Source organism: Paenibacillus hubeiensis (assembly GCF_032334105.1).
Taxonomy (GTDB): domain Bacteria; phylum Bacillota; class Bacilli; order Paenibacillales; family Paenibacillaceae; genus Paenibacillus; species Paenibacillus hubeiensis.
Genome location: NZ_JAVYAE020000003.1, coordinates 403,733 through 424,991, shown reverse-complemented (window position 1 = coordinate 424,991; position 21,259 = coordinate 403,733). Strand labels below are relative to the sequence as shown.

Sequence of the window (21,259 nt, the reverse complement as noted above, 5' to 3'; positions counted from 1 at the left end):
GATGGGAAGTTCTGTCAGTATAGCATGCTTGATTGGTATAAAAAGGGCTTTGGATCTTTGAATAATTCTCTCCTAGATGTATAGGCGCTCCTGTGCTATGTTGTATGGTGCAGGAGGACGCCTGCTTATCGATGATGAGAAGCGAGGGACCATTCATGTATAAACAAAAGACGAAACAAACCGATCGCAGTGTCGTTGAATTCATCGAAAGCGTGGACAACCCGAAAAAACGGGAGGATGCCTATCGATTGCTGGATATATTCACGAAGGCTACGGGAGATGAAGCCAAGATGTGGGGCACGAGCATCATCGGATTCGGAGCGTATCATTACAAGTATGAATCCGGCCATGAAGGCCATGCGCCGCTGGTGGGATTCTCCCCAAGAAAAGCAAAAATCAGCTTGTATTTTGCGACAGGAGACCCGCAGCGGGAACATCTTTTGAAAGATTTCGGCAAACATACGACAGGAAAAGCATGCGTCTACATTAACAAGGTGGACGATATTAACGTCGGGATATTGGAAGCTTTAATCCAACAGTCGGTCCGTTTTTTGAAGGAAAGGTACCCCGCCGGCCCGGCTTGAGGCAAGATAACGTAAAAGCAGGAAAGCATCCGTGATGTACTAACATCTAACTATATGAAAAAAGAATGAGGCGGGAATGTCTATGAAGTTGGAACGATTGATCTCCATCATTTATAAGTTGATCAATCATGAAGTGATATCGGCTTCCACTTTAGCCCAAGAGTTTCAAGTCTCGCAAAGAACGATCTATCGGGATATTGACGTGATCTGCGCTGCCGGTTTCCCGGTTGTATCGCACCAGGGAACCAAGGGCGGGTACGGCATGATGGAGGGCTACAAAATGGATAAAAGCCTGCTCGGATCGTATGACGTGAGTACCTTGATCACCGTGCTCCAAAGTCTGTCCACCGTGTTTGACGACGAGCGTGCGCAGGGAACCATCGAACGGTTGCAAACGATCGGGCCTGAACATCGGACGCCGAATGTATCGGTCGATTTGGAAACCCGCAGGACGGCACCCGAAGCCCTTCAGCTTTTGCGTAAAGCCATAACGAATCGAAGCGTCGTTCGCTTTGACTATATCAATGCCAACAATGAACGTACGCTTCGCGAATTGGAACCGATGAGGCTTCATTATAAATATCGAAATTGGTACATTTACGGATTTTGCCGGACTCGGGACGACTGCCGGGAATTTCGGTTATCCAGGTTGATGAACTTGGTTCTGACTCAAGAAACTTTTCAACCGCATGAGGAGCAGCCGGAAGAAACAAGGGGATCGAACCAAGCATGGCAAGGCGAGTTGGAGGATGTTGTGATTCGCGTCGGACCCGATGCCTTGGCAGAAGCGTTGGATCAATTTCATCACATGCACAAGCAATTTCATGCCGACGGCAGCATGACGATGCGAATTCCCGTGTATAAACCGATGGAAGCGAAGTGGCTTTGGTTCATTCTGCTCGGATTCGGCAGCAGGGCAGAGGTGCTTGAACCCTATGAATTGCGGGGCATCTTAAAAAAACAACTTCAAAATACGCTCCAACTTTATGAAGAAGGCTGACACGCTGTTGTCAAACTTCTTTTTTTATAATCATGTTCAGAAACGTAAACAAAATCATTGCTAATTCAAAGGAGACGCTACGAATGACAAATCATGCAACGGAAATGTATCATTACCATATTTGGGCGAACCAAACGATCTTAGGGAGAATTGGCGAGCTGCCATCCTCGGTGCTGCATCAGGAAGTGAACAGCTCGTACCCCACGATCGCCCATGCCCTCAGCCATATTTATGCGGTGGATACGATGTGGTACAAGGTATTGTCAGGAATGGGCATGCAAGAGGCGCTCCAGGAAGGTATGCCGCTAAACGCTCAGATTTTGCCGTCCATCGAAGAATATACCCAGGCTTTTGCCGAGTTGGCGGAACGATTGAAGCAATGGCTCCAAGGCCAAAACGATTTGGAACAAACCATTTTGCTCGATAATCCGTTTGCAGGCATCCGCGAAACGCGTCTATCGGAAATGGTGCTGCACCTTGTTAATCATGGGACTTACCATAGGGGGAACATATCCACAATGCTGCGTCAGTTGGGTCATGCTTCAACGATGAATGACTATGCTTTGTATTGGTATCAAGGCTTGGCGTGAATCCATTTAACTCGAAGGGAGCGATAATCAACACGATCCAAAGCTATAAAAGCCAGCCAAAAAATATACACTAGCCGATTGGACAATTTCATTGCGAACACGAGAGAAAACATCATGTATGGTCAGTGGAATGATCAGGGTCGTTTGTTGGATTATTAGCAGTTGATATTACTCGGATCGTGAAAATTAACCCAGGAAGTCGCCACAATGGCGGCTTTTTTGGCCTTTTGGAACAATTATGCTGTCATCTGTTTCAGATTCATTTAAGAAAAGTTTTTTAAGATGAATTTCAATAAACAGATTAAAAAGCAAAGAGGTGGATGAATCATGACAGTAAACAAATGGACCAAGTTGGTCGGGGTGGCGATATTATGTTCATCCATGTTGGCAGCATGCAGTTCGGGCAGCCAAGGAACTGCAAGCGAAACTGGCACAACCAATGAAGCGAGTACAGATAATCAAAGTACATCTGACGGAACTGCGCAAACAGCTTCATATGCGGAGGAGATCGATAAAACAAAGATCATGTCCATCTCCATCGACGCAGATGAAGATGCATGGCAGCAAATGCTCGACAATGCCACGAATGAAGAGTACATTTCTGCAGACATCACGATTAACGGAACAACGATCAAAAATGTCGGTATCCGTCCAAAGGGTAACTCCAGCCTTAGACAAGTGGCGTCAGACGATACGACGGACCGTTACAGTTTTAAAATTAAGTTCGACGAATTCGTTGAGGATCAAACGTGGGAAGGGCTTGACAAACTTGTCGTTAACAATATGATTTCGGACAGCAGCTATATGAAAGAATATTTGAGCTACGACATCATGAGTTATATCGGCGTGGATGCACCATTGTTCTCGTTCGCCAACATTAGCGTTAACGGGAACACTTGGGGACTGTATCTGGCAGTCGAAGACATCGATGGATCATATAAGGCTCGTGCCAAAAATGATGAAGGCGAAATATACAAGCCGGACAATGATGATAATGATATGGGCGGAGGCGGCATGGGTCAACCAGGAGGTAACCCGCCAACTCCAAACGAAACAACGTCTGACGGCGATCAACAGACGGATCAAGCACGGGCGGCTGGTATGGAACCGCCCGATGGTGCTGAATTTCCGGATATGTATGGGAAGCAAAGCGGATATGGCGAGAATGGTTGGCCGCAAGGTGGCATGGGGGGAAACCGTGGCCGCGGAGGCGGCATGAACGGCGGAGGCAACGGCGTTTCGCTGGAATACACCGATGATGAAATCTCCAGTTATTCTGCGATCTTCGACAATGCCAAGACGAAGACAACGGTAGAGGATGAACAGCGCGTTATTGAAGCGCTCAAAAACTTGAGCACAGGCACGGATCTGGAGAAGTACGTGGATGTGGATGCCGTACTGAAATATTTTGCGGCGCATACGGTCGTCGTAAATATGGACAGCTATACGTCCAGTATGGGACATAACTATTATTTGTATGAAAATGACGGTAAAATCAGCATGCTGCCATGGGATTACAATATGGCGTTCGGTGGCTTCCAGTCGGGCAGCGCGTCCGATGTCGTCAATCAGCCGATCGACACGCCGGTGTCCGGCGTCAGCATGGAAGAACGGCCGATCCTGAGCAAACTGTTAGAGGTGCCGGAGTATAAGGAGAAGTATCATGAATACTTGCAACAAATCATGGACGGCTACTTCGCAGATGGGAAATTTGAGGAGAAAGTACAAAGTTTGAACGACCTGATCGCAGAATCCGTGAAGGCAGATTCTACGGCGTTCGTAACGTATGACAAATACGAAGAAGCTGTAGCGGAATTGTCCAAACTGGGCACATTGCGTGCGCAAAGCATCCAAGGCCAACTGGACGGAGATATCCCTGCCACGACTCAGGAGCAGCAAGCGAATTCGAACTCCCTGATTAACGCTTCATCCATCGACTTGTCCAAATTGAGTGATGGCATGGGAGGTGGAGGACGAGGATTTGGCGGCGGCCAGCGTAAGGATCAAACTGAACAATCCACCGACACCAGCACGAGTACCAGTACCAGTAACAGTAACAACAGCAGCACTGGCAAGGAATCTAAATAATTTAGCGAAAACATATTCACGCAATCCATGTGCAGTACGATGCTAAATGAAACAGAGTATGTTGCAATACGAAATGTCAAAGAGGTCCATGCCGAAAGGCACAGACCTCTTTGTTGCGTTTATATAAATTGAAATATATAAACCGCAAAAAACATACACACGTTAACGGAGAGGCAGAACCAATCTGGAGAAGCGAAGCGGTCGCATTTATCACCGGATTTTCCCCTTAGGAAAGGGGAATCAAAAAATCTGGGGATAACAGCGATCGGAAGATGGTACTGCACTCGCAGTGCCCTTGTGTGAATGATTAATGCGGTTTATATAGCCAACCACATGAATTAACCTTTCACCGCACCGGCGGTAAGGCCGCTGACGATATATTTCTGGCCGAACAAATAAAGAATGAACACGGGCAGCGACGTCAGCACGAGGTTGGCGAAAATCAGGTTCCAGTCCCGGCTGTACTTGCCGTAAAAGTTGTAGATGGAAAGCGGCATCGTCCAGGTGGAGCTATCCGTCAGGAAATAAACCGGTATCGTGATATCGTTCCACACGGACATGAACACCATGATTGCAACGGTGGCGTTAACAGGCAGAATTAACGGCGTGACGATTTTGAAAAAGACCCCGAAGACGCTCGCTCCTTCCAAAAAAGCCACTTCGTCCAGCGCTTTCGGAATCGTTTTGATGAAACCGCTGTACAGGAACACGCTGAATGCCGTATTCAGCGCGGCATAGATCAGAATGACGCTGGTGATGCTGCCGTAAAATCCAAGTCCTTGCACGACGCGAATCGTCGTGATGATGGACATCGGGGCGATCAATCCCATGAAGAAATACATATAGATCGCGCCGGAAACCTTCGTTTCCCTGCGTGCCAAAATGAACGATGCTGCCGAAGAGGCAACGATGTTAATGATGGACGAGATCCCCGTAATCCAGATGCTGTTCAAGAAAGCGCGGGATAATCCGCCTTCTTGAAATACTTTAACGTAGTTCGAGAACTGCCACTCTTTCGGGAAACTGAGCGAGAAGCTGAGCACTTCGGCACTCGTTTTGAACGAACCGAAAATCAGGATGATCAGTGGCAAAAGAATAAGCAGTGAAGCGAGAATCAGTATGCCCTCCACAATATAATTGCGAATGGCGAGTTTGCGTGTGTATCCCATGTTATTCGGTAACCTCCTTGCGCCGCATGAAAATCAGAAGCGGAATGGCGATGATGGTGACTGCCACGAACAATAGCGTATTGACCGCGGTACCAAGTCCCCAGTTGCCTTCGCCGAACGAACGCAAAATAATTGTACCGACGACCTGCGATGCATTGCCCGGGCCACCGCCAGTCATGACGTATACTTCGGAAAATACTTTGAGTCCGCCAATCAGCGTCAGCATCACGTTGATGTTGATGGCAGGCAGCAGGAGGGGCAGCGTAATTTTAAAGAAGCTTTTCCAGGAGCTTGCTCCGTCGATCCTGGCCGCTTCGTAGTATTCCTGGGAAATGGATTGCAATCCGGCCAGATAGATGGCCATTTGAAACCCGGCGCTCTGCCAGATGGACACGATGGCAATCGTCCAGATGACGAGCGAAGGATTCGTCAGCCAGGCTTGGCTAAGCGAATGCAGGCCGACCGCATCAAGTACGTTGTTAATCGTACCTTCCGTACGCAACATCGGCGTGAACAAAATGCTGATCACAAGAATGCTGAGAATGGAAGGGGAGTAGAAAATCGCGCGCAGCAGGTTTTTCGTTTTCAATCGCATGTTCAGCGCTACCGCAAGCAGAAGACCGATGATGTTTTTGCCCGCGACCGTGACTACGGCGAAGATGGCCGTGTTTTTCAGCGCGAGAATAAGCGTTTTGTCGGAAAAGATTTTTTCGAAATTGGCCCAGCCGATAAATTTCAGGTCGATCCGGTCGAGCCGCCAGTCCGTAAACGAATAATAGAAGGCCGCAAGGGCCGGAATGACGAAAAAAATGGAGTAGATGAGGATTGCCGGAAGTATCATGTAATACGAATATAAGTTTTTTGCCCTTTTCATGTCTCACGCTCCGTTATGGCTTGGGCAGCACAACATCTGGAATGTCATGCTGCCCTTTATTTCGCTCTCTTAGAAACCGGCTACGCCTTTGTCCTGCATCAGTTGACTGAATTTCTCGTCCCAAGCCTTGAGCACTTCTTCCGGCGTCATGCCGCCGGCAAACTGATCCTGCAGCAAACGGTACAGCTCGCTGCGGTCAACCAGCATGTATGCATCCGTCGTCAGCACGGTTTTCTTCGGCGTAATGTAGTTGTCTACGATGTCTTGTTTGTAAGCCGGCAGCTCCGGCGTCGTTACGTCGCTGAGATTGGATACGTAGCCTTTGGAATCTACGATTTTCTGCGCTACGTCTTTGGAAGCGATGAAGTCCAGAAACTTTTTGGCTTCTTCCAAATGTTTCGCTTTTTTCGGAATGAACAGCTGACCGCCGAGTGGACTTGCACCCAGGCTAGCATCTTCGGATGAAGGGATCGGGAATACGCCCAATTCCATGCTCGGGTCTTGCTGGGCCACGCCTTCGATCAACCAGTCACCCATAAACATCATGGCGACTTCCTTGTTCAGGAACTTGCCAACCGCCATGTCGTAACTGTCGCTAAGCACGTCTGCGTTGGTGTACCCTTTTTTATACACTTCGTACTGCTGTTCCAGGAAGGTTTTGAATTCCGGGATGTCAGACCATTTTCTTTTGTTGCTGTTCAAGTCATCGAAGAAGGTCGGATCATTTTTGGACACAAAATCGGCAAAGGCTGCCGCAGGCCAGATGTTGGCTGCCCAAGCGTCTTTATAAGGCATAAAGACCGGCGTAATGCCGCTCGCTTTGATTTTTTCGCTGACTTCCAGGAATTGATCAAAATTTTTCGGGATCGACAAGCCCAGGTCGGCAAAGATCTGTTTGTTGTACACAACGCCTTGCATACCCGTATCTTGGCTGACATGGAAGCTGTAAATATGGCCGCCTGCAGACAGAACGTCTTTGTTCACGATTCTGCTTGCCCAAGGCTCGTTATCCAGAATTTCGAAGTTGCGTTCCAGGTTTAAGTCCGTAACGGCGCTGGCCAGGTTGTATTGAATAATGTCCGGCGTTTCATCCACGGCCAGCTTGGTTTGCAGGACGGTCGTCGTTTGTTCGGCCGGAATAAGCTGCAAATTCACGGCGATGTTGGTTTGCTTTTCGAATTCGTCCAAAATGTCCTGCTGGATAAAGGCCGAATCTTGAGAGCTTTTGGAGATGGCCAGCTCCAGCGTGACTTTGCCACCTTTGCTTTCGCCGCCTGCGGACGTTCCTGAATCCGAGCTACCCGAGCCGCATGCCGTCAACGCGATGGACAATAATCCGGCCAGAAGAACGGACGCCGTTTTTTTTCTTTGATGAATCTTCAATGCAAATCCCCCTCCAAAACGTTTGATTGAATCCGCTTACAGACCTGATTATACGTTTTCCTCCATGCAGGGTACATGTCTGTGGTTGAGCGTTGATGTGTAAAATTCTGAACTTGAAATCGCTATCATTTCATGATCACTCGTGATACAGTAGGGAATGAATGCAAACGGATTCGACAACAAGACAGAACGGGAGGCGGTCTGCAAGTGGCCAAGTTCATGCATCGCGCAACGCAATTCAGTTTGCAAACCAAGGTGTTTCTGACGTTTCTGGCACTGCTGTTGTTTGTGCTGGGTTGTTTCCTGGTGTACGTCAATGTCGTGGTCATCCGGCCTCTTAAAGAAAAAACGGTTCAGGATATGTTGATGACGGCGACCAAAGTCAGGGAGCAGGTTGACCTTTATATTGATCATCAGAACCAGCTGTCACAGCGGCTGCTGTCGAATAAAGACATTTTCGCTACCATGGACAAAAGCTATGAGGCCCAGAACAGCTATGAGAGACTAAAGCAAATTCGCAAGTTAAAAGATATCATGTTTCAAGCGATTGGGCCTAGCATGAATATCAAGGACATGTCCATTTATGATCCAAGAGGGGTCATGCTTACTTCGTACTTGGGAGCAACCAATCGGGAGTTGTCCTTGCAGCGGACGCTGGAGGGCAGTGAGGCGGGGCGGCAGTGGTCAGGCAGCGGATTCGTGTTGCTCCGGCATGCGGACACCATTTCGTTCATCCGCTCCATCAATGATCAGAATGGCACAATATACGGTTATCTGAACATTCAGATGGACCAGGATTACGTGCAAAAGCTGACCGAAGGAGTAACGGCTGGAGAGGTCTATATCCTTAATCAATACGGAGAGCAGATGACCGGCTTGGATGAGGGTGCCCAGCAAGTGAAACAAATTGAACCGTCGTCGTCCGAGGGGCTGGATGTCGATGAGCAAGGCAATTACATAACGCATTCCCAATCTTTGCATTCGGGATGGATTACGTATATCGTTACGCCGAGAAAATCCGTATTTGGATCGGTGAATTCGGTGCAGCTGATTTCGATCCTGCTCATTACTTCCCTTATGCTGGTTTCTTTTGTGTACATTTTAGTTTCGACGCGGAACCTGCTGCTTCCCATCCGCAAGCTTCGCAGCCAGATCTGGCGCATCAATTATAGCAATATGAATTTAAAGGTTGACGATCGTCCCAAAAATAACGATTTGCTGCTGCTGAATGAAGCCTTCCAGGATTTGATGCAGCGGCTGCAGCAATCGATCGACCGGGAGAAAGTGGCGCTGCATGAAGAAGTCATGGCCCGGAATTCGGCGCTTCAGGCGCAGATCGCTCCTCATTTCATTCATAATGTGTTATACCTCATCAGCATTGCAGCCCAAGAGGGCAAAACGAACGTTGTTTCCGATATGTGCAAACATTTGTCGGACAGCTTGCGTTATATCGTATCTTCTCCATACGCGCATGTGACTTTAGCCGATGAGCTTGAACATACGAGGCATTACTTGTCGTTGGTTCAACAGAAGTACGAGGAAGATTTGGAATGGGAGATCGTATCGGACGACTTGTCCAACGAAATTCAACTGCCGAGACTGGTGATTCAGCCCTTTGTCGAAAATTGCATTGAGCATGCATTTATGAATACGGTTCCTCCTTGGAGCATCCGGATTACCGTAAAACAATTCAACGGTTTATGGGCTTTGGAGATCAGAGACAACGGGGACGGATTCAGGGCGGAGAAAATACAGGAAATTATGAACAATATTCGAGAGAACGCTTCGAATGCGAGTCAAAGACAAATCCGGCATACCGGGCTGGGCAACATGGGGATCGTCAACAGCGTCAACCGGCTCCAGCTGATGTATGCCAATCGGCTTATGTTTAATATTTTCAATCACCATTCTGATCAGGAAAAAGGCGCAACGGTACAGATTATTGGCTCCATGAGCCAAGATTTTTACCAAGAGTAGGAGGCGGAAGAGATGTACAACGTCATCATTGTAGAGGACAGCAAACCGATCTTGCGCAACATTAAGACCCTGTTGGATGCGCTCGACATGCCGCTTCGGGTCGTCGCCACGGCAACGAATGGAGAGGAGGCGCTTGAGGCGATACGCCATGAGTCCATCCATATATTGCTGACGGATATCCGGATGCCCAAAATGGACGGATTATCATTGATTGAACAGGTCAAACAACTGCACCCGAATCTTAAAGTGGTGCTGATCAGTGGTTATAGCGATTTTGAATATACGCGCAAAGCGTTGAATCTGCAGGTGTTTGATTATTTGCTCAAACCAGTGGATCGCAAAGCGCTGGAAGAGGTCATGGCTCGCGTCATCGACCAGTTGAACCGGCAAATGCCCAATGATGCGGAGCTGTTGAAGGATATCGTAGCCCCCGAGTTATACGCGAACTTCAAGCTGGGAGAAGACCTGTCCTTGGTCGGACAGGTGATGTTTGTTCTTCGCAGACAGCCTTTCACAGGCGGCGGCCAACAGTGGGGAAGAGAGACGATCCTGTATGCGCTGACGGAATATTTGGCTCCTTATCCTTGCAAGGCGTTTCCGGCGCAGAGCTCGCAACAAATCATTGCGTTCGTAAACCGTGCCGTTCTGGATCGTTACTCATCCGTGTATGAGTGCCTCGAATCCGTTCGGCGGCACTTATCAAAGCAGGGCATGGACGTAATGATCGGAGGACAGCTGTTAACCGGCGAATCCGGCAGATTGCCGGAGTTATACCATCGGATCTCCGGAATTATTGGGGAGCAGCAGCGGATCAATCAGGGATGTGCGCTGGATACGGGGAATCCCGTTTCGCTTGCCCGTTCGGAAACAGGAAGCATGGGCATCGCTCCGGAAACGGACGTTGTGCGCATGATCCAACGGAATCAGAAGGAACGTTTTCAACTGAAGCTGTCCGAGCTGCTGGTGAAATGGAAGGAACATAATGTACAGCTGGCGGAGCTGGAACGATTCATCGGTTTATTGGTCGATACGTTTGCCCATTTGCTGGAGGAGCGGGGGTCGGGGATTCGGCTTGGTCTTGAAGCACGTGCTAAACAGCTGCTTGAAGAAAAGAATTATGCCGATTTTGGCATTGCGTTCATGGCGTGGACGGGACAATGCTTCGACATGCTGCAATCGCATTCCCGCAAAAGCAGAGAGGTGCTGTTCGAGCAGATTGACGAATATATGAAAATGAACCGATACTCGTCATTGTCGATCAATGACCTTGCCGTAAAATTTCACGTGAGTCCGTCATATATTAGCAGAGTCATTAAAAACTTTACCCAGAGTACGTTTGTTCAGTATTATACAGGGTTGAAAATCAAAGAAGCATGCCGGCTGATGGAGAGCAAACCGCACATGAAGTTCAGGGAGCTGTCCGACCTGCTGGCATTCAGCGATCAGCACTATTTTTCCAAAGTGTTCAAAGAATACACGGGATTCACGCCCACAGAGTATAAGGAGCATAAAAGGGAGGGATCAAGGTGAGTGAAAACAAGGAAACGCCGGAATACATGAGGGAACGTTTAATTCAAGAAGAACAACGTAAAGATTCTCCGATGGTGGTATTTAAGGACGGTATGGATCGGGCCTCGGGCGGCAACCTGTCTGAACTGATGCGCGGTTTGGGGTGGAAGGGAACCTTGATCGTTGTGCTGGTGCTTGTCGCTGCGATCATCGTAATGCCGGGCTTTTTTTGAATGGGGCGTGTGGATCGAGGTGAAGTCGCCAAATCAGGTGTTTTTTTAGGAAGGTTCAATAGAACTATTGGAACAGGAGGCAGATTTGGATAAAATATCCTTGATTCTAATCACATTCGCTTGGAAGGAGAAATACAAGATGACGGGTACCGAGAAGAGGAAAGGCATCATTCTACGAAGAGGTGGGCTCCTGGCCTTAAGCTTGCTGCTGATGTCCCTGGCCCTTCTGCCGGCGGGTTCCGCCCAGGCTGCAGACAGCAAATGGATCAACCAGATATGGGACAAATACAAGGCGTATAACAAGAAAACGGTCTCAAATTATAACGCTTATATGAAAAAGGCGACGGATACATACAAAGCCTATCTTCAGAAACAAAACAGCCGCCTGGACGAACTGGAAAGCATTGTTTTGGAAGACCAAAAAAAGTGGAACGAATGGCTGAAGGCGGATTTGGCGAAACTTACGGAAAAATACGGGGATAACCGCGAGCTGCGGGATGCATTGAATCAGTACGAACGCGATATCAATCCGAACTCGCTCAGCAGCCCCATGGGTCTTTACTCCCGGGCGGCCAACCGCAATTCCCTGAGCAGCACGATGGGCATATACGACCGCGCAATCAACGAGAACGCACTGACCAGCTACATGGCCGAATATAAAAAAGCGGTTGATCCAGACAGTTTAACCAGTCCCGCTTTTGCGCTGAAAAAAACGGTATCGGATCGTTACCTCACCAGCCCGATGTATCTTTTAATGAAAAACTCCAGCACTGACTACCTCACCAGCCCGTTGTATCGTTATTCGATCGGAAAGATCAGCAAATCCAAAGCACAGCAGCAATACAGCAAACTGTATAAAGACTATACCGCCCAAATTTCCAGAGATACTGCGGCTTACAAAAAGGAGATCGCCGAAAAGGTCGCATCCGCCGATCTGAAGATTCAGAAGCTTTATCTGGAAACCATCCAGGCGCTCGAGAAGCAGCGTAATGCAACGCTGCAAAACATTTCCGACCAGCGCAAAAAAATGGGCGAGGAAGGATTGACCTGGGAGCCACTGCTAGTAATCCCCGCAAAAAAGTGAATGGTAACCCTCAAGATGGACACTTTGAAAAAAAGGGACCGTCCTGCCGATTTTTATATGTTGAGGACAGGAACTTGGTTCCCGTGCCTTTAAAGGACGATAGCTGTTAGCCGAGGAGGCAGTCAAGGACAAATGCTTGTCCTTGGCTGCCTTTTGTCATCCAACTTACGGCCGGCTCATCGCGGTTTCCCCGGTTCGTGTCAGCTCAAGCAGGCCATATGGCTCGAGAAGCTGAAGCAGGGCATTGTTTTGCGCCATCTCGCCGACAACCTGCACAACGAGCGCGTCCAGACCGACGTCGGCAATGGTGCATCGAAACGTTTCCGCGATCGAGCCAATTTCCTGCCGCTGGCCAGGCGTCGCCTTCAGCTTCACGAGCATCAATTCCCGCGACAGCTTGGGAGCGGGATCAAGCGAATGGACTTGGATTACGTCGACCAGCTTGCTCAACTGCAAGATCAGCTGATCGCGCATTTGACGGTTGCCCGCGGCGACGATCGTCATCCGCGACAAACCTTCGAGCTCACAGCCGCCTACCGTAATGCTCTCGATATTATATCCTCTGCGGCTGAATAAGTTGGCGACCCGCTGCAGCACCCCCGGATGATCATTGGTCAATACGGAAATGGTATGTCTATCCATTGGTTATCTCTTCCCCCGTCATCATATCGCTCAGCGCCATCCCTTGCGGCACCATAGGATATACTAGCTCATCCCGATCGACCACAAAATCGATCAGAACAGGTCCTTCCGTTTCCATTGCAAGCTGCCACACCCGTTGTGCTTCCTCTGGGTTCTGCGCCCTTAATCCCGTTATGCCGTAAGCTTCCGCGAGTTTGACGAAATCCGGACTGCCGGACAAATCGATATGGCTGTGGCGTCCTTCATAGACAAGCTCCTGCCACTGTTTGATCATGCCCAGCGTGCGATTGTTGATCACAACAATCTTCACCGGAATTTGGTGGATGGCGCACACCGCCAGTTCCTGTGCGCACATCTGCATTCCGCCGTCGCCATTGATCGATATGACAGTGCGCCCGGGATTACCGATTTGAGCGCCAATCGCAGCGGGAAAGCCGAATCCCATCGTACCGAGGCCGCCTGAAGTGATCAGCGTACGGGGGTGGTTAAAGCGTCCGAACAGCGCGGTCCACATTTGGTGCTGTCCGACGTCCGTCGTGATAATGGCTTCGCCCCCGGTGGTTTCGGCAATCATCTCGATGACATATTGGGGCTTCAGTTCCTGTCCGTCTTTGCGGTAACGCGGCGGGTGAAGCATTTTCATCCGGTTCAGCTCGGAAACCCACGATGCGGTTTGGTTGGCATGGCCGTACGTACCTGAATCTGCCCGCAGCTCATCAAGCAGTGCGCGGAGTACCGTGCAGGCATCCCCCGTAACCGAGATGGACGAAGGCACCAGCTTGCCAATCTCGGCGGCGTCAATGTCGATTTGGGCAATGACTGCCTGCGGAGCAAAGCCGTCAAGCCTCATGGTCACCCGGTCATCAAACCGGGAACCAACGGCGACAAGCAAGTCGCACTGCAATAAAGCCCGGTTGGCGGTAACCGTTCCATGCATGCCTGCCATGCCGAGCGAAAGAGGATCATCGGAAGGAAATCCCCCGATTCCGAGCAGCGTGGTCGTCACCGGGATGCCGCAGTGACGAGCCAGTTCCGACAGCGCCTGTTCAGCCCCGGCGTGGATAATGCCTGCCCCCGCCAGAATGAGCGGTTTCCTGGCACTCCGCAGAACGGCGGCCAACCTGCCGATTTGATCCGGTCGGACAAAGGGAAGCGGTTGGTAGCCCCGTATGGAGATTTCCTCAGGATATATAAACTCTGTCATCTCAGCGGAAACGTCTTTCGGGATATCGACCAGCACCGGTCCTTTTCGTCCGGAATTGGCCAAATGAAACGCTTCACGAAGCACTCGGGGCAGTTCATCCGCCGTACGTACCATATAGCTGTGTTTGGTCACCGGCAGGGTCATACCGACGATATCGGCTTCTTGGAAAGCGTCGGTGCCGAGCAGCGACGTAGCCACATTGCCGGTTATAACGACCAGCGGAATGCTGTCCATATGAGCGGTCGCAATGCCGGTGATCAGATTCGTTGCACCAGGTCCCGATGTTGCCAGACAAACTCCTGTCCTGCCAGTGGAGCGGGCGTATCCGTCTGCGGCGTGAATGGCTCCTTGTTCATGTCTGGTCAGGATATGCTTGAAATCCGGGTTTCCATGCATCGCATCATATATATACAGCACGGCGCCCCCAGGATACCCGAAGACACATTCAACCCCTTCAAGAAGCAGGGTGCGCAGCAGTATCTCCGATCCGCTGATTCGGTCTCTCTTTAACAAACGTTCACGATCCGTTGGATTCATGCACATTCACTCCCTTCATTTACACGGTAACATGCGGAAACGAAGGAGAGTACTACCCATCCTGTTACTTTGATAGTATACTTTTGGCTAATAATTTAACCGGGAGCATACCGAACATGGAAACGATAAGGGATGTCATGATCAGGCTTGGTGCCGAGGAATTTACGGGGAGAGCCTTCGAATGCCAATATTTCGGCAGGATGCTGGAAGCCGGCAGGGAGGGAACGGCACAAATATTAAACGTGCACGGCACGGGCGGAATCGGCAAAACCACGCTGCTGACGCGCTTTAGCCGCTTGGCGGACAATGTCGGTGCCGGGTTCGTGCGGATGGACATGCAGGATTATATGGGCAGCCCGGACCTTTTTATGCAGGATCTGGCGTCCAGACTGGACTCGGATGGGCAAAGACCTATGGGGACAGTGACTGCAGAACGAATTATCGAGCATCTCCACAACAGCGCGGCGGGAAAAAGGATCGTGCTCGCACTGGATCAATACGAGGAGGCCGGAAGCATTGATTCTTGGCTCCGTGAAACCTTTTTCCCCCTTCTCCGGTCCGACCTGCTGATCGTCATTGCGGGGAGGTACCCGCTGGGCGGCCCCTGGAAGCTGTCTTCGTTATGGAGGAGGCTGATCGTTAATCTTCCGCTGTCCGAATTGCAGTATGAGGAGGCTAGGACCTATCTCCGGCGGCAGGGAATCACGGACGAGTCGTTGATCGACCGGCTGTGGCTGATCTCATCAGGGCATCCGCTTTCCTTGTCGTTGCTCGCTGTCAATACGGGAAGCGGCCAATTCCGCAGCAGCGCTAAGCGGGAAACGCACGCGGAACTGCTGCAATATTGGCTTGAGGAGGTGCCTGACGAAACGCTCCGGTCCTTGGTATATGCGGCATCCGTTCCACGGAGCTTCGATCTCGAAATGCTGCAGCGGATGATGGAGGCAGAGCTGCCTCGCGAAGTATTCGAACGTTTGATCAAGCTTTCCTTTGTCGGAAGCTCTGCGAGAGGATGGCAGCTGCATGACCTTGTCCGTGACGCTGCCCGGCAGAGTTTTCGGGAACGGCAGCCGGATACGTTCGCGCTGTACCTTGAGCGTCTGATCGCAGTTCTTAACGAACGGATCCGTTCGAAAATGGAGGGGGGGTCAAGCGCCGCTGCGGATATATACGAGTTGATCAGCCACACCGGCCATCCGATTCTGCGCGCACATTTTCGGTACAATCGCAGCTCGGCAAATTATTGGGAGCCGGTGACGGAGCAGACACTGCCGGAAATGGAGAAGTATATTGAACGGCGGAAAGCCGCGGCCAAGACGGCCAGAATCGTATGCTCCGATCCGGACAGTGATGAGTGGTTCCGATATGAGTTGACGGGGCAAGAGAGCCTGCTCCGGTTAACCGGATGGCATCCAGCCGAATTGACCGCATTTGGGCTGGATTCGTTCCGTCTGCTGCGGGGACCGGATGGCGACGTTCTCGGGCTGGCGGCAATGCTGTCCGTTCGGGCCGATACGCTGCCGTATTTACTGCGGAACCCGCTTTCGGCTCCTTGCTTCCGTTTGTTAACGGAGGCACATGATCCGCAGGAGAACGAGACATGCAAATTTATATTCGCCGTAGATGTGATGGACCCGGAAAGCCGCGAATTGCGTTCGGACAGCGTTAATCTGATCATGGAACACGTTTTATCAGGGACTTTGCTCATCGCTTGCCCTCCGGCATTGCCCTTTTACCGGGATTCCCATATCAGCATGGGCTTTGAACCCTTACTCGGCATAGAATGTCCTTATGTTTACAACGGCGGCGTTCAGGCCGCAGCGTACCGTTTGGATACCCGTGGGAACAAGCTGCACGCATTTTTGGAGAAGACGGCAAGTTTACGAACGGAAAATGGTTCAATGAAAGAACATCCTCATTCGGCTCGACGAAAAGCAGAGGGCTCCCTGATAAGCCGACTAACCCCGCGGGAGCTTGAAGTAGCCGAACGCATTGCCAGCGGGTCCACGAATAAGGAAATTGCCGGCTCGCTGTTTATTAGCGAAGCGGCCGTCAAGAAACATCTGAATGCGATGCTGCAAAAGACGGGCCTAAAGAACCGTACGCAAATTGCTGCCGAGCTGCTGAATTCGCGGACAGACCTTTAAAAAATGCAATCCCATTTAGGCTGCCATTTAAGTCCGGTGATGAACCGGGCTTTTTGTTTGCGGTTATGAAGCTTTATCCACTTTATTTAACCCCGAGTTAAAATGGAATGCGAAAATGATCGTTATAATGTGGGTATATAAACCGTACTAATCAATCACACTAGGGCACTGCGAGTACAGTACCATCTTCCGAGCGCCATTATCCCCAGATTTTTTCGAATCCCTTTTTCAAAAGGGAAAATCCGGTAATAAGCCTATGCTTCCGATGCAGCTTTCTTTCAGAAAGCTTTTAGCGCACGCTTTGCTTCTTCGGATCGGTCCTGTCTCTCCGTTAACGTGTGTATGTTTTTTGCGCTTTATATTGTCGGGAAAAGGGAATAGATTTACTTCTCTGACACTGTGAAATGAATCAGATCGTGCAAACGAATGGTCAGGAGGAATCAAAAGCGCGTGGAAAACAATAAAGCTGCAACCCCGCATGAACCGAAAAGCAAACTCAAAGCCCTTCTTGAAGTGTTGACCGTATCCACCAAACTCGGCCTGACTTCATTCGGAGGACCGATTGCCCATCTGGGGTATTTTCATGAAGAATACGTGCGCCGCCGAAAATGGATGGATGAACGAAGCTATGCGGATTTAGTAGCATTGTGTCAATTTTTGCCTGGCCCTGCCAGCAGTCAAGTAGGGATTGGCATTGGCGTCATCCGTGCCGGATTGCTTGGGGGATTGACGGCCTGGCTAGGTTTTACGCTTCCATCAGTCATTGCTCTGATGTTGTTCGCTCTCCTTTTGCAAGGGATGGATATTGGAAGTGCAGGCTGGATTCATGGTCTTAAAATCGTTGCTGTTGCCATTGTCGCCCAGGCCGTGCTTGGGATGGGGCAAAAACTGACGCCTGACCGCAGCAGGGCAACCCTTGCTATGGTTACCGCTTCCGTAATCCTCTTGTGGCAAACGGCCTTCACTCAAATCCTGATGATTGTTATTGCAGGCATCCTTGGAATGATGCAATATCGTAAAACAGCAGCTTCTGAGATGACAGACTTGTCCGTACCCGTTAGCCGTAAATTCGCCCTTTTCTGTATAGCTGCCTTTGTCGGACTTCTTATTCTTCTCCCGTGGCTTAGCCCGTTGGATCGCTCGGGCTGGCTGTCTTTCTTTGATCGCTTCTACCGATCGGGAGCGCTTGTGTTTGGCGGTGGTCACGTCGTTCTTCCGCTGTTGGAACGTGAAGTCGTCCCTACAGGTCTGGTCAGCGAGTCCGACTTTTTGGCAGGGTATGGTGCGGCACAGGCTGTACCTGGGCCACTATTCACCTTTGCTGGATATTTGGGAACAATGATAAGCGGGTTTACAGGCGCTTTGATTGCCACGCTCGCTATATTTTTGCCTGCATTTCTTTTGGTCGTAGGTGCACTGCCCTTCTGGAATTCTTTACGCAAAAGCTCAAAAATGCAAGGAGCTTTAACCGGGATTAACGCAGCCGTTGTAGGCATCCTGTTGGCGGCGCTGTATGATCCGCTTTGGACTACGGCGATTGTGGCCCCTGTTGATTTTGCACTGGCATCCTTTTTATTTCTGATGCTCGTTTTTTGGAAAGTACCGCCGTGGGTCGTGGTTGTTGCTGGCGCCTTGGGAGGTACGATCATTAATTTCATTTAACCTTGTTTTAATTAATTATTCCATCAACGAAGGTGAAACCGGCGTAAAATTGGGCTGGTTTCACCTTTTTAATCGCTATTTATATTATTACAATATATGAAAAATTCACAAAAGAAAAAACAATCTCCGCTCATCATATTTACGAATCCATACACATTCCCACGCCCATCGAAAAACCGCATGATGTGCCACACTCCTTTCAAAAAAGCAAATATACCCTCTACCATGGTCATGGCATAATAAAAAAAGTGAAGAAAAATTCGCTCTCGCTTGTCTAATAGATATCTCATCCAGAAAGGAGCGTCAGGGGTGAACGAGCATGAACTGTTTCAAACTTACAGCAAAGATGTTTATCGTACCTGCCTGTACATGCTGAAGAACAGCCAGGATGCGGAAGACGCCTGCCACGACGTATTCGTCATCGTGTTCCGCCAGGACTGGAGAAGCGTGATCTATCTGAAAAGCTGGATTATGCGCATTGCGATGAACCAGTGTCTGAACGTGATCCGAAAAAACAAAGTCAAACATGACAAGCAGAATCAATTGCAAGCACTGCACGACCAGATGAGCCAAAAAACCGATGCGGTGGACAACATCGTCATGACCAAATTTTCGAACGAGGAATTGGAGAAACAACTGCAGATGCTGCCGGACAAGCTGCGCAGCGTCATGACGCTGCGATTTATCGGTGATCTTACCATTGCCGAGATCGCGGCAGCGCTAGGCATACCCCAAGGGACGGTAAATTCAAGGCTGCACAAGGCTCTGAAGTTGATCCGAAAGAAGATGGAGAGTTACGAAAAACGCACCATGAGAGGAGAGAGTTATGTTGGACTCCGTTGAAACCAAGGTTAAAAACCATATGAATCATGCAAACCACGTCAATTATCCTGATTTTGATCAAATGTTTGCCAGCATTCAAAAGGACGAATTACGCATGGGCATTGAGGGCGTTGACTCACGCAACAGGTCAAAAACGAAAACGGCCATCGTGCTTGGTTTATCGGCTGCCATGCTTGCAACTCCCGTCTATGCGGCCTTCCAATACGATTGGAGCAGCATCCTTTCCACCAAATCGGGCATCGAATCCGCGCTAAAGGCCGGTTACGGACAAGTCATCGAACAAAGCGTGACGAACCATGGAGTTACTTTAACGGTTCACACCGCTTTTACCGATGAAAACAGAACCGTTCTGTTGTATACGCTAAAGCCGGAAGCACACATGAATGGACAAGAAGTCAGATATGACGAGATCGTGCTTAAAGACGCCAACGGGACGCCGCTTGGAGGACGTTATTATCAGGAGTGGAACGCGGAGCAGGGCGTATATCAAGGTTATTACGAAACAGAGCAGGTGATGGACAAGCCGCAGTCACAGCTTCAATTCTCCATTACCAACGTACGTTATCTTCAAGATGTGCAGCAATCCATTGCGTTGGACCCTGCGGATTCGGGCACACAGAAGTTCGATATTCAGAAAGACGGAATTTTATCGGTTGAAGTGCAGTCCTTCAAACATGCGGAAGGAGAGACGAGAATTCAATCCAGCGTGATCTTTGCTCAACCCGAATTGAAGGCTCAGACCTGGGCAAGAATTATGGCCTATGACAAGGATCAGAGCCTCATCAAAGAAACAGAAAGCCCGGGTTATGGCACGGACGGCCCAACGGGGGAATACTTCAGCAGGCAGATATTCGATGAACAGAAATGGCAGCAGCAGGGAAACCGTTTCACCTTTGCATACACACATGAACAGGCACGAACGGAGGGGACATGGAGCCTGGACCTGTCTTTGTCGGGGCAGCAAATGGAGACAGGGGCTTTCAAGAAGGCACTGAACCTACCGCTGCTTGACCATCCTTCCAAAGTGGACATCAACGAACTTGTTGTGACGCCAACGCAGATTCGCGTAACGTTGAACCATGATGAAGAATACTTCAGATTGCCATACCGGACTTATCAACTGGAGGTCGGCGGAAAAATCATGGACGGTTACGTCAATGTCGAGGGAACACCCGATCCCTACCAGACCGAGTTGAGGTTTGAACAGAACGACTCCATCCTGATGGACATGGACGAACTCGTCAACAAACCGATGACATTGATCGCGAAAGAGCGCGTAGACGAACATGCGGGGAGCGGAGTGCCCATCCGTTTGCAAAATATTTCAGAACACCCCCGGACGGTGACAACGGATTATGATGGATTTCCGATCAAGTGGACCTATTACAGCAAGGACGGGAATCTGTATGTCGATTCGGAAAGCACGGACGGTACCTTTGGCGGGATCAACCAAACCTATTTCCTGAGCGGGGGCGACAAACAGTATTCGACGCCACAGTTTTATAACGATGCCGAAAACAAGCATACAGATGTGTTCAAAAACGTACATGCTGCTGAGCTGGATTTGTATGTGCACAACTATACCACCAGACAGAAACAGGATGAGCTGCGCATTCCGCTTACGACAACAAAGTGATATTTATCCATAGAAGTTAGTAACAGAACGATCCTTTTCACAATATCGTATGAATTTCCTAAAGAGCTGCCTGCTGGCAGCTTTTTTAGCTTATATA

At 49.7% G+C, this 21,259-nt stretch carries 17 protein-coding genes and 1 pseudogene; 13 read left to right on the top strand and 5 right to left on the bottom strand.

Features of this window, described 5'->3' with window-relative positions:
• Window positions 1-155: 155 nt before the first annotated feature.
• The 5 genes and pseudogenes from RSX24_RS11940 (at window position 156) to RSX24_RS11920 (ending at window position 4,262) form a co-directional block, all read left to right on the top strand.
• Window positions 156-584 (top strand): DUF1801 domain-containing protein, encoded by a 429-nt coding sequence (locus tag RSX24_RS11940; protein WP_343260712.1) that lies wholly within the window; start codon window positions 156-158, stop codon window positions 582-584.
• A gap of 82 nt (window positions 585-666) precedes the next feature.
• Window positions 667-1,584 (top strand): helix-turn-helix transcriptional regulator, encoded by a 918-nt coding sequence (locus tag RSX24_RS11935; protein ID WP_236414341.1) that lies wholly within the window; start codon window positions 667-669, stop codon window positions 1,582-1,584.
• An 83-nt stretch (window positions 1,585-1,667) separates the two neighbouring features.
• Window positions 1,668-2,174 carry a DinB family protein gene (locus RSX24_RS11930; RefSeq protein ID WP_343260711.1) on the top strand — a complete coding sequence of 169 codons (507 nt, stop codon included), beginning with the start codon at window positions 1,668-1,670 and terminating at the stop codon, window positions 2,172-2,174.
• Between the two features lie 26 nt (window positions 2,175-2,200).
• Window positions 2,201-2,333 (top strand): annotated as a pseudogene (locus RSX24_RS11925) (YdeI/OmpD-associated family protein); the annotation flags it as partial.
• 168 nt (window positions 2,334-2,501) lie between these two features.
• The gene (locus tag RSX24_RS11920; RefSeq protein WP_343260710.1) at window positions 2,502-4,262 is read left to right on the top strand and encodes a CotH kinase family protein; all 1,761 of its coding nucleotides are present in this window, start codon (window positions 2,502-2,504) and stop codon (window positions 4,260-4,262) included.
• Window positions 4,263-4,600: 338 nt separating this feature from the next.
• Here the strand turns inward: RSX24_RS11920 and RSX24_RS11915 are convergent, their stop codons facing one another.
• The 3 genes from RSX24_RS11915 to RSX24_RS11905 all read right to left on the bottom strand — a co-directional run bounded on the left by RSX24_RS11915 (window position 4,601) and on the right by RSX24_RS11905 (window position 7,688).
• Window positions 4,601-5,431 (bottom strand): carbohydrate ABC transporter permease, encoded by an 831-nt coding sequence (locus RSX24_RS11915; RefSeq protein WP_236413844.1) that lies wholly within the window; start codon window positions 5,429-5,431, stop codon window positions 4,601-4,603.
• A 1-nt stretch (window position 5,432) separates the two neighbouring features.
• Window positions 5,433-6,305 carry a carbohydrate ABC transporter permease gene (locus RSX24_RS11910; RefSeq protein ID WP_236413846.1) on the bottom strand — a complete coding sequence of 291 codons (873 nt, stop codon included), beginning with the start codon at window positions 6,303-6,305 and terminating at the stop codon, window positions 5,433-5,435.
• Window positions 6,306-6,374: 69 nt separating this feature from the next.
• Complete coding sequence (locus tag RSX24_RS11905) at window positions 6,375-7,688, bottom strand: ABC transporter substrate-binding protein (protein ID WP_236413848.1); 1,314 nt, start codon at window positions 7,686-7,688, stop codon at window positions 6,375-6,377.
• Window positions 7,689-7,895: 207 nt separating this feature from the next.
• Here RSX24_RS11905 and RSX24_RS11900 point away from each other — a divergent pair, with 207 nt between their 5' ends.
• From RSX24_RS11900 to RSX24_RS11885, 4 genes are all read left to right on the top strand, one after another.
• Window positions 7,896-9,665, top strand: coding sequence for a cache domain-containing sensor histidine kinase (locus tag RSX24_RS11900; protein ID WP_343260709.1), 1,770 nt, complete (start codon window positions 7,896-7,898; stop codon window positions 9,663-9,665).
• A gap of 12 nt (window positions 9,666-9,677) precedes the next feature.
• Complete coding sequence (locus tag RSX24_RS11895; RefSeq protein WP_343260708.1) at window positions 9,678-11,195, top strand: response regulator; 1,518 nt, start codon at window positions 9,678-9,680, stop codon at window positions 11,193-11,195.
• Entirely contained in the window at window positions 11,192-11,407 is a 216-nt protein-coding gene (locus RSX24_RS11890; protein ID WP_343260707.1) for a DUF6366 family protein, read from the top strand. Before RSX24_RS11895 ends, RSX24_RS11890 begins: the two co-directional genes overlap by 4 nt.
• A gap of 85 nt (window positions 11,408-11,492) precedes the next feature.
• On the top strand, window positions 11,493-12,491 hold the full coding sequence (locus tag RSX24_RS11885; RefSeq protein ID WP_343260706.1) for a hypothetical protein: 999 nt from the start codon (window positions 11,493-11,495) through the stop codon (window positions 12,489-12,491).
• Between the two features lie 165 nt (window positions 12,492-12,656).
• Here the strand turns inward: RSX24_RS11885 and ilvN are convergent, their stop codons facing one another.
• Entirely contained in the window at window positions 12,657-13,133 is a 477-nt protein-coding gene (gene ilvN / locus RSX24_RS11880; RefSeq protein ID WP_343260705.1) for an acetolactate synthase small subunit, read from the bottom strand.
• On the bottom strand, window positions 13,126-14,874 hold the full coding sequence (gene ilvB / locus RSX24_RS11875; protein WP_343260704.1) for a biosynthetic-type acetolactate synthase large subunit: 1,749 nt from the start codon (window positions 14,872-14,874) through the stop codon (window positions 13,126-13,128). The genes ilvN and ilvB overlap by 8 nt, the downstream gene beginning before the upstream one ends.
• Before the next feature lie 116 nt (window positions 14,875-14,990).
• Between ilvB and RSX24_RS11870 the strand changes: the two genes are divergently transcribed.
• The 4 genes from RSX24_RS11870 (at window position 14,991) to RSX24_RS11855 (ending at window position 21,162) form a co-directional block, all read left to right on the top strand.
• The gene (locus RSX24_RS11870; RefSeq protein ID WP_343260703.1) at window positions 14,991-17,021 is read left to right on the top strand and encodes a LuxR C-terminal-related transcriptional regulator; all 2,031 of its coding nucleotides are present in this window, start codon (window positions 14,991-14,993) and stop codon (window positions 17,019-17,021) included.
• Window positions 17,022-17,447: 426 nt separating this feature from the next.
• Window positions 17,448-18,683 carry a chromate transporter gene (locus tag RSX24_RS11865; RefSeq protein ID WP_438286813.1) on the top strand — a complete coding sequence of 412 codons (1,236 nt, stop codon included), beginning with the start codon at window positions 17,448-17,450 and terminating at the stop codon, window positions 18,681-18,683.
• A 309-nt stretch (window positions 18,684-18,992) separates the two neighbouring features.
• Entirely contained in the window at window positions 18,993-19,526 is a 534-nt protein-coding gene (locus tag RSX24_RS11860; RefSeq protein WP_343260701.1) for an RNA polymerase sigma factor, read from the top strand.
• Window positions 19,510-21,162 carry a DUF4179 domain-containing protein gene (locus tag RSX24_RS11855; RefSeq protein WP_343260700.1) on the top strand — a complete coding sequence of 551 codons (1,653 nt, stop codon included), beginning with the start codon at window positions 19,510-19,512 and terminating at the stop codon, window positions 21,160-21,162. The genes RSX24_RS11860 and RSX24_RS11855 overlap by 17 nt, the downstream gene beginning before the upstream one ends.
• Window positions 21,163-21,259 lie beyond the last annotated feature (97 nt).